Raw genomic sequence first — 11,702 nt, forward strand, 5'->3', positions numbered from 1 at the left:
GCAGGGTTCGATCAGCACTCCAGGGAGGTCATCGCCGTGTCCTGCGACCGTTCCTGCGCCCCGGTCCGCGGCCGTTCGACGCTCGCCGGCACGGGCACGGTCCGGGGCGGTGCGGGGGCGGGGACGGGGACCGTGGGTGGTTCCGTGGGCGCGGGTCCGCGGTCACGGACGGGCAGCAGGGACCGCGGAACGGCCCGCAGAAGGTTCCGCAGTCGTGCACGGCGGCCGTGCAGCAGGCCGAGGACGATCGCCGAGGCCACCGCGATCAGGTGCTCGCGGCCGGCCAGGTTGGGTACGGCGATGGACTCCCACACCATCGAGCCGCCGGTCAGGGTGAACACCACGGGCGCCCGTTTCACCACCGAGAGATAGGTGAACAGACCGACGACGGCCGCGGACGGTCCGGTGTCGAGCACCTCGGCGTACTGGTGCGGCAGCCCGAAGCCGCCCCAGCCGGGACCCAGCGCGATCATCACGCGCGCGGTGAGCGTGCCGGCCAGGGTGGTGGCGTAGGAGATCGCCAGCGTCCGGGCCCGGCCCAGGGCCAGTTCGGCCCAGGCGAAGGCGAGGAACAGCTGGGTGATGCCCGCCCACACCGGCAGATCGAGCGCCGGGACGTACAGCGACACGGGTGTGCGCAGCAGCGACAGCCACAGCGGCAGGTCGGCCCTGACGCCGCCCAGCCGGGTCACCCACACCGCGCCGAGCGGGTGCTGGGCGATCGCGTGGAAGAAGATGACGCCGAACGCGGCGACGAACCCCAGCAGCAGCCCGGACAGTCCGCGCCGCGTGAGGCGCCGTACCGGTTCGACGACGATGGCGTGCCACTCGCCCCGCAGCGTGCGCCCGGTGAACCGGACCAGCCGTGCGAGCAGTGCGCGGCACCACTCTGTGCGCGCTTCAGTCGTCATGAGGCACGGCAGCCCATCGCCTTCGGCTCCCCCGTCATGTGCATCGCCCCCTTCACCCCGATCCCGGTATTCCGGCCGCGGGGTGTTTTTCGGTCATCCACCCGTATCGGCCGCCATCGTATAGATGTACGGATCTCTCCCGGCCGGCCCACCCCCGCGTGCGGGTCGCGGCGCCCGCGCGTTCAGCCGCCGGTGCGTGCCTCGGTTCTGGTGAGTGCGATCACGACATGCGTCATCGTCACCTGCTGCTTGCGCCGCTGTCGTTCCGACATGCGCCCGGTCCCTCCCCCGGTGTGGGTCTCTGTGGTGGTGAGACCCGATCGGTGACAGTTCAGCGAGCCGGGAGGCGGTCGTCAAGATCCTTTGCGGATGCGTGGGGGTGTGGGAAGACCCACAGGTCCGAATCGGCGGAATCCGGGCCTCAGAGGCAACCTCCGCCCCCTCGGATCCGTCCTCCAAAGCAGGCCCCTTCAACGGCTCGGCGGGGCGCCCGTGCCCGCGGTGCCGGAGCCGCCCTCACGAACTCCCCTGTGATGACGGCCAGTTCATCACGGCTCGGCAGGGCCGGGACGGCGGCAACAACGCGCGCTTCTCCTTCGGCCACGGCGACCGGCATCGAGGACGTCCCGGACCGGCTGTCGGACATCCACCTCGCCGTGCCCGCCCTCTGATCTCGCGTCACCTCGGCCGGAGGAGATCGCCTCCACCATGCAGCGGACGGTCGCGCCCGTCGTGAACCTCTGCACCCGTCCGGAGCAGCGCGCCCTCGTGCCCTCCGGCCAGAACGACCAGTTCGAGCTGCCGGTGCGGCTGCATTCCTGGCCGGGCCCGGAGCGTTGCTTGACTTGGAGAGCGCTCCAACTCGTAGCGTCGCAGACGTACGGCACGCGAGGGCACCGACCCGTGCGCCGTACGAAACGACCGTCGAATGTGCAGGAAAGGCTGGGACATCACATGCAGAAGCGCAGTCTGCGGGACCTCCAGGTATCGGCCATCGGCCTCGGATGCATGGGCATGTCCGCCTTCTACGGCTCCGCCGACCGGGAGGAGGGCATCGCGACCATCCGCCGGGCCCTCGAACTGGGCGTCAACTTCCTCGACACCGCGCAGGTGTACGGCCCGCTGACCAACGAGTCACTGGTCGGCGAGGCGATCCGCGGGCACCGCGACGAGTATGTGCTCGCGACCAAGTTCAACTACCGGATGGACGACGCCGTGCCGGGCGACATGAGCACCGTCGGCCGGCAGGACGGATCCGCCGAGCACGTGCGCAGCTCGGTCCACGGATCGCTGACGCGGCTGGGCACCGACCACATCGACCTGTACTACCAGCACCGGGTCGACCCGAACGTGCCCATCGAGGAGACCGTCGGCGCGCTCGGCGAGCTGGTCGCCGAGGGCAAGGTGCGGCACATCGGGCTGAGCGAGGCGAGCGCGGAGACCATCCGGCGGGCACACGCCGTGCACCCGATCACCGCCGTGCAGAGCGAGTACTCGCTGTGGACGCGGGACGTGGAGGCCGAGGTGCTGCCGGCCTGCCGGGAGCTGGGCATCGGCTTCGTGCCGTACTCCCCGCTCGGCCGTGGTTTCCTCGCGGGCCGCTTCACCTCGCCGGACGAGCTGGACGAGAACGACTTCCGCCGCAACAACCCGCGCTTCACGGACGCCAACCTGGAGGCGAACCTGCGGCTGGCGGCCAAGGTGAAGGAGATCGCCGCCGAGAAGGACGTGACGCCGGCCCAGCTGGCCATCGCGTGGGTACTGGCCCAGGGCGAGGACCTGGTGCCGATCCCCGGCACCAAGCGCCGCAGCTACCTGGAGCAGAACGCCGGTGCGGTCGGTATCGAGCTGACCAAGGACGATCTGGCCCGCATCGACGCGGAGCTGCCTGCGGCGGCGGGTGAGCGGTATGACGAGGCCGGGATGAGGGCCGTCAATCGGTGAGCGCCGCCCCTTACGGGATGCTGCACGTGCGGCGTCTCGCGCACTCACCGATGCCGGGGCGCGTGGCGGTGCGGGCTGCCGTCGCGAGGTCCAGGTCGGTGGTCTCGGGGGCGAGGAACTGGAAGCGGCCCCTGCGCGAGCTGGGCGCCGACCGCGCCCTCCTCCCGGCGATTGCGGCGGGAGGAGGGCTCTGTGGGGTCCGGTTCAGGGGTGGGGGCGGGGCTCTGCGGGGTCCGTGTGCCGTTCTCGCCGCCTCCGTCCCGTGACCACCGCGAGATCCAGCGCCGCCGCCAGTGCGAGGACACCGCACACCACCGCGAGGACGGTCAGCGGGCCGCCGCCAGGGCTGTCGCCCGGACCGGAGCGCGCCGCCCAGATGGCGAAGCCGGCCGTCGCCGCGGCGAACAGCGGCAGGAAGACGGCGGACAGCAACTGGCGCAGCCGCAGGGCGCTGCGTGCGGTGGCCGGTTCGGTGCCGGTGCGCGGGAAACGGTGACCGAACGCTCCGGAGCGCGACCGGGAGTCCGGCACGACCGTGCGGCCGCGGCGCTCGTCGTGCATAACGGCCTCCTTCGGCGGGGCTTCACGGTCTGCTGCCGACCGCGTAGCCAGGACCGGCGCCCGGCAAACCGGTGGCGGTGAGGAAGGGCACGCGCGGCTCAAGTGACGTACGGGAAACGGCCTTTGGCCCCTTCACCGCCTGCTCGGCCGGAGGTTCGTGCCCTGCGGCGCCGCCGGTCCGACGGATGCTGCCCCGGTGTGGGTGTCATCGTGCACAGCGCGGCACCGCGCCGTCCGGCCGCCTCAGCCGCCCGTGGGCTCACCCCTGTGTGTGCTCCCCGTGGCCCGGCAGGTTGTACACGTGGAAGGCCTGTCCGATGACCGGCTGGGCGACGTTCCGTACGCGGACGCCGCCGCTGGTCATGCCGTGCTCGGTGCCGGCGTGGGCGTGGCCGTGCACGGCGAGGTCGGCGCCCGCGGTGTCGATGGCCTCCGCGAGCAGATAGCTGCCGAGGAACGGGTAGATCTCGGCCGGCTCCCCGGCCAGGGTGTCCGGCACGGGTGAGAAGTGCGTCAGGGCGATCCGCACGTCGCAGTTCCGGTCGGCCAGGTCCTTCAGGGCACTTTGCAGGCCATCGGCGCACTGGCGGCTGTAGCGGACGAACTCCTTCATGAGGGGTTCGCCGAACTCCCCGGCGCAGCGTCCGACGAATCCCCCGCCGAAGCCCTTCGTCCCGGCGACCCCGATCCGGGCCTCGCCGGCGGTGACGACGGCGGCCTGGCCCTCCAGGACGTAGGCGCCCGCCTCGCGCAGGGTCGCGGCGACTTCTTCGGGCCGTTCGTCATGGTGGTCGTGGTTGCCCAGGACGGCGACGACCGGCACCCCGAGGTCCTTGATCTCCCGTGCGACGACGGCGGCCTCCTCGGTCGTGCCGTGCCGGGTGAGGTCCCCGGCGAGCAGCAGGACGTCGGCGCACCGGGGCAGCGTCTCGAAGGAGGGACGCAGCGTGCCCTGGCTCTCGGGCGCCATGTGGATGTCCCCTACGGCCGCGACGCGGATCATGTCAGGTCCTCTCCGTGGTCGGGCGAGGAGGTCCCGGCGATGAGGATGTCGCAGTGGACGGGGTGCCCCGCCAGCTCCTCGCGGGCCATGTGGCAGATGTCGTCCCGGCACTGGCTGGACGGCACGGTGCCGGTCAGCAGGATGGCGTCGCCGCGCAGTTCCAGCCGTACGCCGAGTTCTCCGAGGTCCCCGGTGGCCAGACGTTCGGCGAGGTGCGCGACGCGGTAGTCCAGGTTGCCGGCCGCCGACGGGGGCGGCGGGCTCGTGTCGGTCATGGCTGCCCCTCCTGGGGGTCGATCACGTTCAGCCGTTCGAGGAGGAAGAGGAAGGCAGCCGGCATGGGCTGGTCGCCGCAGGCCGCCCGGAGCTCGTCCCAGTCGACCTTCTCGCGCACGGCGCGGGCCACCGGCAGGACGGCCCCGAAATCGCAGTAGTGCTCCGAGAAGGCGCTGATCAGGCTGTGGATCAGGTCGGTCGGGGAGAGGACGGGCATCAGCACCGAGTCGACCGGCAGGACATGGGCGCGTTCCAGCATGTCCTTGGTGACGGGCTGGTGCGCGAGGGAGAAGATGATGTCGACGTTCTGCCCGCGGCAGGTGGTCTTCAGCAGCCAGTCCTCGGGCGGGGTCCGGATGGGGAGGCCGGCCTCGCGCAGGGTGGCCACCACCGCCTCGGCGTCGTCGGAGAGCACGCAGAAGTCGGCATCGTGCTGGAGGTAACGGCTGCCGCCGTGGGCGTAGACGGCCACGCTGCCGGCGAGCGCGAAGGGGTGGCCGGCGCGTTTGAGCAGGGCGCCGATCTCCTTGGTGGCCTCCAGGATCGCCTGGCTGCGGTCCTGCGGCAGCTCCGGCTGCCCCGGGTGTCCCGGTGACGGCGCGACGGGCTGGTCCGGTCCGCCCCCGGCGAGGCGGAGCTCGGTGACCTCCGGTCGCCGGAGTGGGGCGGTGCCCTCCCCGTTGTGCGTCATGGCATCTCCGTTCGCGGCCCCGGCACGCCCGGGTCGGCCGGTTCGGACCCGGGGGTCGTACGGGTACCCGGCGCGATCGCACCGACACGGCGTACGGCCCGCCGGTTCTCGGCGGCCCGCCCGTCCCGACCTGCGGCGGAGTGCCCGGGCAGCACGCGCGGGCCTCGCCCCCGTACCGCTCCGCCGGCTGCCGTGTCACCGGCCCCGCGGCGGTACTCACGTGCATCGCGTCCCGCACAGGCGCACCCTGTAGGAATGAGGCCCCGGCTCAGTGCGGGTCCGCGGCAGCCGTGGCAGTCGGCACACGCTCTGCTGCTGCTCCCGATCCTGCTCATCGTGGTGATCACGATGGTGGACATGCGTGCCCCCACCAGCGTCCACCTCGGCCCGGCCCTGGTGATCGCGCCCGCGATCACCCCTTCCTTCGCAGGGCCCCGGACCACGGCGGCCGTCGGGGGGCTGGCGCTGGCCGCACAGGTCCTCATCGGCTTCACCCACGGCGGGATCGGCACCATGAACCACATCGTGCAGATCATCACCCTCGCGGTGCTGACGGTGATGCTGGTGATCTACAGCGCCCTGCGGGAGCGCCGTCAGGCCCAGCTGGCCCAGGTCCGCACGGTCGCCGAGGCCGCGCAGCACGTGCTGATGTGGCCGCTGCCCGAGCAGATCGGCCCGCTGCGGATCGCCTCGCTGTATCTGGCGGCGGAGGACGAGGCACAGATCGGCGGCGACCTGTACGCGGCGACCCGGTGCGACGGCTCGGTACGGGTCCTGATCGGTGATGTGCGCGGCAAGGGCCTGTCCGCCATCGGCGAGGCGGCGCTGCTGCTCGGCGCGTTCCGGGAGAGCGCGCACCGGCACATGACGCTCGCCGAGCTGGCCGCCCAGCTGGAGCAGAGTGTCACCCGTTACGCGGAGGAACTGGACCCGCCGGAGGAGGCGGGCGAGCGGTTCGCCACGGCGCTGCTGGTGGAGATCCCGGACCGGGATCCGGTGACCCGGATGACCAGCTGCGGCCATCCGCCGCCGCTGCTGCTGAGCCCCGGCCACGCCGTCACGGTCCCGAGCCTGCACCCGTCCCCGCCGCTCGGGGTGCACAGCAGCACGGAGCGCACGCTGGACGTGTTCTCCTTCGAGCCCGGTGACACCCTGCTCCTGTACACCGACGGCGTGGTGGAGGCCCGGGACGCCCGCGGCCGGTTCTATCCGCTCACCGAGCGGGTCGTGCGCTGGACCGACGACAGCCCCGAGGCGCTGATGCACCACGTGCGGCGCGATCTGCTCACCCATGTGGGCGGCCGGCTGGGCGACGACGCCGCGCTGATCGCGCTGCACCGCACGGCCGTCGACCGCCGCCGCCACCACCATGGCCGGGCCGCCGACGCGGACAGCCTCCGGCACGGCTGAGGAAGGGGCCATCGGGGTCACCCCGGTGCGGCTCCACGGGTGCCTCCGACGCGGCGATGGTGGCCGAGGCGCACGCGCGCTGCACGGCCCCTGCTGTCGGACGGGCGTGCGGCCCCGCCCCGAGTGGGGCGGGGCGGGGCCGCACGCCCCCCGGTCAGCGGACCGACCTGAGGTCGGTGATCTTCAGGGTATTCAGGTCGGACCGGACGTCGATCCGGCTGACCTCGGCGTGCGGCCCGTCACCCCAGGTGAGCGTGACCCGGCTGGTGGCGTGTCCGGCGCCGGAACCGGTGTAGGTCACCTGCCACTTCACCGGCACGTCCTGCGCGAAGAGAATGCCGTCGGCGTGCTCCTTCTTCTCGAAGGCGGCGACTTTCCTCTGTTCGGCGCCGGAGAGGTAGAAGGCACGCAGCGCCTTGGCGGCGGTGCCGGCGGACCTGTCGTCGGTGGACCAGACGGCGTCGATGTAGGCGCCGTAGAAGTCGGCCACGTGCTGGGTGGCGTTGCGCGGGTCGCCCTGGGCGGAGGACACGGCGGAGGCACGGGTGGTGTGGCTGGCGCCGGCTCCCGCGAGGGCGGGCGTGACGGCGGCGAGGGTGAGGCCGCCGGTGAGGGCGACGGCGGTGATCAGGGTTGTGCGACTACGCGCGGACATAGGTCTCATTCCCCCGGTTTCGTTACGACCGGGCTGATCCCGGCCGTCGACGGCCTTTAAGACCTCATTTCCCTCGCGCCGGTTCCGCTTCCCCTCGGCTTTTTCCCACTTCGGTCCCGGAACATGAGGCCGCCGGACGGTTGTGCCGAATTCCGGTCGCTTCTCCGCGTCCTTTCGGTCATTCCGCCTCGGACGGCCGGCGGGCGTGCGGCCCTTCGACGAGCCGGGCGAGGTTGTCGAGGGCCATGCGGGTGCCCCGTTCGTTGTCCTCGCGGGGGATGTCGTCGGGGATGCCCTCGTGCAGGATCTCCACGTCGGTGCCGCCGTCGGCCGCGGTGAGCGTGGTGGTCATGGTCATCGTCCCCCTTACGGCGTCGTCACCGGTCTCGAACTCGAACACCTCCACCACCAGCGCGCCGGGCACGAGTCTGGCGAAATGGCCGTGGTACGTGTCCGTGTGCCCGCCCGACTTGCCCGTGGCGGACGCGTCGTCGTAGGTCAGGGAGACCCGGAAGTGGCCGCCCTCCCGGGCCTCGAAGGTGTGGACGCGGGCGGTCATGCCGTCCGGGACCCGCCAGGCCGCGATCGCGTCGGCGTCGGTCAGGGCCCGGTAGACGGCGTGCGGGGGCGCCTGCACGCGCCGGGAGGCTCGGGTGGCGTACATGGGCCCACGCTAGCGGGCCGGGGGGCAGCCCGGCTCGCTGTGCGGGAAAAGGGCGGGGCCGGGGTCCGGGAGGTGGGTGCGGACCCCGGCCCCTGGTCTGTCGGGGCCCGGCGGTGGCCGACCGGGCTCGCCGGCCGTCCGGTCAGGGCTTGCGGGCGACCGCGCCGTACATCGCGATGTCCTCGTCGCGGATGTTCTGCTCGCCGGTGCCGTCGGGCCGCCACTTGTGGACCTGGACGATGCCCGGCTCGACCAGCTGAAGGCCCTCGAAGAACTCATGGGCCTCGTCGAGGGTGCGCAGCCGCATCGGCATGTTGCGGGCCGCGTACTCACGGGCGACCCGGCCCACCTCCTCGGGCGCGAACTCGGCCGTGCCGATGGACATCGCCAGATGGCTGCCCGGGGGCAGCGGCTCCAGCAAGCGGCGTACGACACCGACCGCGTCGTCCTCGTCGAGCATGAAGTGGACGATGGCGATGACGGTGAGCGCGACGGGCTTGTCCAGGTCCAGGGTCTCGCGCAGTTCCGGCGCGTCCAGGATGGCCGCCGGATCGCGGAAGTCGGCCTCGATGTAGGAGGTTCGGCCCTCGGGCGCGCTGGCCAGCAGGCCCTGGGAGAGGGTGAGGACGATCGGGTCGTTGTCGACGTAGACCACCCGGGACTCGGGGGCCACGGCCTGGGCGATCTCGTGCAGGTTGGGCGAGGTGGGGATGCCGGTGCCGATGTCCAGGAACTGGCGCATGCCCGCCTCCTCGGCGAGCCAGCGCACGGCGCGGTTCATCCAGTCGCGGTTGGCGCGCATGTGGACCGGGAGCGCGGGCCACTCCCTGGACATGGCGTCACCGGCCTCCTTGTCGGCGGGGTAGTAGTCCTTGCCGCCGAGGATGTAGTCGTAGATGCGGGCGGAGTGGGCGTTCTCGGTGTCGATGCGGTCGGCCGGCCATCCGTTGTCGGGCAACGCCGTGTCTCCCATTCGGGTCGGGGTGGGGGGCTTGCGTACGAGCGGGTTCGTCACAGCTCCTTGCGGATCGCGCCGAGCAGGGCCTCTGTCTTGCGGGCGGGTGCGGCCTGGGCGCCGAGCCGGTCCAGCGCCTCCCGGTACACCACGACGTCGTCCGCCTTGTCGAGGTAGACGGCCCCGACCAGGCCGTTGAGGTACACGATGTCGGGCAGTTCGCGGGCTCTGAACCGGAAGAGGTGGTAGGCGCCCGCCCGCATCGCCGGGTGCGGGCCGTGGGCGAACGGCATGAGCTGCAGGGTCACATGGGGCAGCCGGTTCACCTCGACGAGGTGGTCGATCTGCGCCCGCATCACCTGCGGCCCGCCGACCGGCCAGCGCAGCACCGTCTCGTCCATGACCACCCACACCCGCGGCGGCGCCTCGCGGGCCAGCAGTTCCTGGCGGCGCATGCGTAGCGCGACCCGGCGTTCGGTGGCCTCGGCGGAGGCGTGCGGGTTCTCGGCGCCGAGCAGCGCCCGGGCGTAGTCCTCCGTCTGCAACAGGCCGTGCACGAACTGGTTCTCGTACGCGCGGATCTGCAACGCGGCCTGTTCCAGGCTGAGATACGCGGCGAACCAGTCGGGCATCACATCGCGGTAGGTGTGCCACCAGCCGCGCTTGTTGGCCTCACGCACGGACTTCAGGAAGGTGTCGATCTCGTCCTGGTCGGTGACGCCGTAGACCTGGAGCAGCTTCTCGGCGTCCGCGAGGCGCAGCCGGGCCACCTTGGCGGCCTCCATGCGGCGGATGGTGGAGTGGCTGACCCCGATGGCGGCGCCCGCCTCGGCGTAGCTGAGGCCGGCCCGGGTGCGCAGCTCCTCCAGCTGCCGGCCGAGGATCATGCGCAGGACGGAGGGGGCGCCTCCCCAGTCGGTCTCCGTGGTCACGCCCCACACCCCCTCACCAGGTCATTGGGACACTGTCGCGCACGATCGCTCTCCGGGCCCATTCGATCACGTTCCGGCCGAAGCAGCATGCACTTCGCCACTTGCAAATTTCAACTTGCCGGTTGCGAGGCGTCGTTGGCGGATGCCACAGTGGAACCACTGCTCCGGCCGACCCAAGGAGCAGGCGCCACGGCCGGGTTGGGGGAGACCGGGCCACACCACGGCCTCGTGGGAGGCGTGTCGTCTGCTGCGCGCGGTCGGCCGACCCCCACACCCCCCACGCGAGGCCGGACGAAAGGCGCACGGCGATGGCTCCGCCCTCTGTCCCCCAGCCGCTCCACGACCCACCCGAGCACCGGAGCCCCGCCCGACCACCCCTGCCTCCCGGCTCCTTGCGCCTCCCGGCGGTACCCCGCCGGCCCCGGGCCGGGGACCGCCCGGACCCGACTTCCGCTTCCATACAGCACCCGTACCGGTCCCCCACCGACGCGGACCGACCACACCCGGCACCGCACGACGCGAGCCGGTCGGACCGGGTTCCGGACAACCCGAGCCGCTCAGAGCGGGCTCCGGACAGCGCGGACCACCGGGACCCGACGCCGGACCGTGCCCACCGCCCACACCCGCCCCTGCACGGCGCAAACCAGCCAAACCGCAGCCTGGACGGCGCGGAACGCCGACACGGGTGGGCGTACGCCGCTGACGGACCAGACCCCTGCGCCGACGCGACGGACGCCCCGGACCGAGCCTCGGACCGGGAGCGCCCACGCCCGGCGTCGGGCGACACCGACGACCGCCCGCGCCCCGCCCGGGAGGACACCGGGGACCACCCCCACCCCGCCCCGGACGCCCCGGACCATGCGCATCGACCGCCGGTCCCCGCCGGCGGCCCGAGACCACCCGGAGGCGGGCGTCCCGGTCGACTCCCTGGGCCCCTCGGCCCCGACCGGCTCGCCTCCGGGGACCCGCTCGCCCGCTCGGCCGCCGCGTTCGACCTGGCCGCGCAGCCGACGGCCGTCGGCACGGCCCGGCGTGTCGTAGATGACCTGCTGACCGCCTGGGGCGTGCCGGACGGCCCCCGGGACGACGCGGTCCTGGTGACCTCGGAGCTGGTCACGAACGCCCTTGTGCACGCGGCCGGCGAACGGATCGCCTGCCGGCTGCACGGTACGGCGGACCTGATACGGATCGAGGTCGAGGACCAGGACGGCGGCCCCACGCTGCCGGCGGCGCGCCGCCCGGGACCCGACGACCAGCACGGGCGCGGGCTCTTCCTCGTCGACGCGCTGAGCCGCGACTGGGGCGTGACGCCGGAGTCCGGCGGGCGCGCCCGGGTCGTCTGGGCGGAGCTGCCGTACGACGACGGCTGAGACCACGCCCGCCACTCCCCCCCTCGACCGCCAACGGACCATCCCCCACCAGTCCGAAGGATGCCCATGCACCTCGTCGCCGCCTCTCCCGCTCCCGCCCCGGCGCCGTCCGCCGACCCGTCCTGGACCCGCACCCACCCCAAGCCGGGCTCCCGGGAACAAGGCCGCTGACCCCCGGCACTGCCCCGGCCCACGCCACCGCCCCGCCGCGTCGCTCCCCGCCCTCCCGTGCCGAAACCACCCCTGCGCACCCCCCACCAGCCCCCGAACCCCGGTACATTCGCCGCCGGTGCGGGAGGTCCGCATCCGTCGGGGCTCGGCGTCCGCACG

At 72.7% G+C, this 11,702-nt stretch carries 13 protein-coding genes; 4 read left to right on the forward strand and 9 right to left on the reverse strand.

The window, feature by feature from the left end:
• Positions 1-11: 11 nt before the first annotated feature.
• Positions 12-911 (reverse strand): hypothetical protein, encoded by a 900-nt coding sequence (locus tag ACWDEN_RS04780; protein ID WP_351620577.1) that lies wholly within the window; start codon positions 909-911, stop codon positions 12-14.
• Positions 912-1,444: 533 nt separating this feature from the next.
• On the opposite strand from ACWDEN_RS04780, the gene ACWDEN_RS04785 reads away from it, so the two are divergent.
• Together ACWDEN_RS04785 and ACWDEN_RS04790 are read left to right on the forward strand one after the other, a co-directional pair.
• A complete protein-coding gene (locus ACWDEN_RS04785; protein WP_351620579.1) occupies positions 1,445-1,582 on the forward strand; it encodes a hypothetical protein in 138 nt (45 codons plus the stop codon).
• A 283-nt stretch (positions 1,583-1,865) separates the two neighbouring features.
• Complete coding sequence (locus ACWDEN_RS04790; protein ID WP_351620582.1) at positions 1,866-2,855, forward strand: aldo/keto reductase; 990 nt, start codon at positions 1,866-1,868, stop codon at positions 2,853-2,855.
• A 204-nt stretch (positions 2,856-3,059) separates the two neighbouring features.
• On the opposite strand, the gene ACWDEN_RS04795 is transcribed toward ACWDEN_RS04790, so the two are convergent.
• The 4 genes from ACWDEN_RS04795 to ACWDEN_RS04810 all read right to left on the reverse strand — a co-directional run bounded on the left by ACWDEN_RS04795 (position 3,060) and on the right by ACWDEN_RS04810 (position 5,386).
• The gene (locus tag ACWDEN_RS04795) at positions 3,060-3,416 is read right to left on the reverse strand and encodes a DUF6343 family protein (RefSeq protein ID WP_450857216.1); all 357 of its coding nucleotides are present in this window, start codon (positions 3,414-3,416) and stop codon (positions 3,060-3,062) included.
• A 259-nt stretch (positions 3,417-3,675) separates the two neighbouring features.
• Positions 3,676-4,419: a metallophosphoesterase family protein gene (locus ACWDEN_RS04800; RefSeq protein WP_351620584.1), complete on the reverse strand. Its 744-nt coding sequence runs from the start codon at positions 4,417-4,419 to the stop codon at positions 3,676-3,678.
• Positions 4,416-4,694: a hypothetical protein gene (locus ACWDEN_RS04805; RefSeq protein WP_351620587.1), complete on the reverse strand. Its 279-nt coding sequence runs from the start codon at positions 4,692-4,694 to the stop codon at positions 4,416-4,418. The genes ACWDEN_RS04800 and ACWDEN_RS04805 overlap by 4 nt, the downstream gene beginning before the upstream one ends.
• On the reverse strand, positions 4,691-5,386 hold the full coding sequence (locus ACWDEN_RS04810; RefSeq protein ID WP_351620590.1) for a nucleotidyltransferase family protein: 696 nt from the start codon (positions 5,384-5,386) through the stop codon (positions 4,691-4,693). The genes ACWDEN_RS04805 and ACWDEN_RS04810 overlap by 4 nt, the downstream gene beginning before the upstream one ends.
• A 255-nt stretch (positions 5,387-5,641) precedes the next feature.
• On the opposite strand from ACWDEN_RS04810, the gene ACWDEN_RS04815 reads away from it, so the two are divergent.
• Positions 5,642-6,796, forward strand: a complete 1,155-nt coding sequence (locus ACWDEN_RS04815) for a PP2C family protein-serine/threonine phosphatase (RefSeq protein ID WP_351620593.1) — start codon at positions 5,642-5,644, stop codon at positions 6,794-6,796.
• 154 nt (positions 6,797-6,950) lie between these two features.
• Here ACWDEN_RS04815 and ACWDEN_RS04820 read toward each other — a convergent pair whose 3' ends face one another.
• The 4 genes from ACWDEN_RS04820 to ACWDEN_RS04835 form a co-directional block, all read right to left on the reverse strand.
• Positions 6,951-7,451 (reverse strand): hypothetical protein, encoded by a 501-nt coding sequence (locus tag ACWDEN_RS04820; RefSeq protein ID WP_351621985.1) that lies wholly within the window; start codon positions 7,449-7,451, stop codon positions 6,951-6,953.
• A 178-nt stretch (positions 7,452-7,629) separates the two neighbouring features.
• On the reverse strand, positions 7,630-8,115 hold the full coding sequence (locus ACWDEN_RS04825) for an SRPBCC domain-containing protein (protein ID WP_351621988.1): 486 nt from the start codon (positions 8,113-8,115) through the stop codon (positions 7,630-7,632).
• Positions 8,116-8,257: 142 nt separating this feature from the next.
• Positions 8,258-9,073, reverse strand: a complete 816-nt coding sequence (locus ACWDEN_RS04830) for an SAM-dependent methyltransferase (protein WP_351621991.1) — start codon at positions 9,071-9,073, stop codon at positions 8,258-8,260.
• A 53-nt stretch (positions 9,074-9,126) separates the two neighbouring features.
• Positions 9,127-10,002 carry a helix-turn-helix domain-containing protein gene (locus tag ACWDEN_RS04835; protein WP_351621994.1) on the reverse strand — a complete coding sequence of 292 codons (876 nt, stop codon included), beginning with the start codon at positions 10,000-10,002 and terminating at the stop codon, positions 9,127-9,129.
• 308 nt (positions 10,003-10,310) lie between these two features.
• Here ACWDEN_RS04835 and ACWDEN_RS04840 point away from each other — a divergent pair, with 308 nt between their 5' ends.
• The gene (locus ACWDEN_RS04840) at positions 10,311-11,372 is read left to right on the forward strand and encodes an ATP-binding protein (RefSeq protein WP_450857220.1); all 1,062 of its coding nucleotides are present in this window, start codon (positions 10,311-10,313) and stop codon (positions 11,370-11,372) included.
• Positions 11,373-11,702 lie beyond the last annotated feature (330 nt).

The organism is Streptomyces sp. NPDC001153 (genome assembly GCF_053598315.1).

What these genes read in the sequence shown, in the direction of transcription:
- ACWDEN_RS04805 (WP_351620587.1), bottom strand. Translation starts at nt 4,694, where the DNA reads ATGACCGACACGAGCCCGCCGCCCCCGTCGGCGGCCGGCAACCTGGAC.
- ACWDEN_RS04780 (WP_351620577.1), bottom strand. Translation starts at nt 911, where the DNA reads ATGACGACTGAAGCGCGCACAGAGTGGTGCCGCGCACTGCTCGCACGG.
- ACWDEN_RS04800 (WP_351620584.1), bottom strand. Translation starts at nt 4,419, where the DNA reads ATGATCCGCGTCGCGGCCGTAGGGGACATCCACATGGCGCCCGAGAGC.
- ACWDEN_RS04820 (WP_351621985.1), bottom strand. Translation starts at nt 7,451, where the DNA reads ATGTCCGCGCGTAGTCGCACAACCCTGATCACCGCCGTCGCCCTCACC.
- ACWDEN_RS04810 (WP_351620590.1), bottom strand. Translation starts at nt 5,386, where the DNA reads ATGACGCACAACGGGGAGGGCACCGCCCCACTCCGGCGACCGGAGGTC.
- ACWDEN_RS04825 (WP_351621988.1), bottom strand. Translation starts at nt 8,115, where the DNA reads ATGTACGCCACCCGAGCCTCCCGGCGCGTGCAGGCGCCCCCGCACGCC.
- ACWDEN_RS04785 (WP_351620579.1), top strand. Translation starts at nt 1,445, where the DNA reads ATGACGGCCAGTTCATCACGGCTCGGCAGGGCCGGGACGGCGGCAACA.
- ACWDEN_RS04840 (WP_450857220.1), top strand. Translation starts at nt 10,311, where the DNA reads ATGGCTCCGCCCTCTGTCCCCCAGCCGCTCCACGACCCACCCGAGCAC.
- ACWDEN_RS04815 (WP_351620593.1), top strand. Translation starts at nt 5,642, where the DNA reads ATGAGGCCCCGGCTCAGTGCGGGTCCGCGGCAGCCGTGGCAGTCGGCA.
- ACWDEN_RS04795 (WP_450857216.1), bottom strand. Translation starts at nt 3,416, where the DNA reads ATGCACGACGAGCGCCGCGGCCGCACGGTCGTGCCGGACTCCCGGTCG.
- ACWDEN_RS04790 (WP_351620582.1), top strand. Translation starts at nt 1,866, where the DNA reads ATGCAGAAGCGCAGTCTGCGGGACCTCCAGGTATCGGCCATCGGCCTC.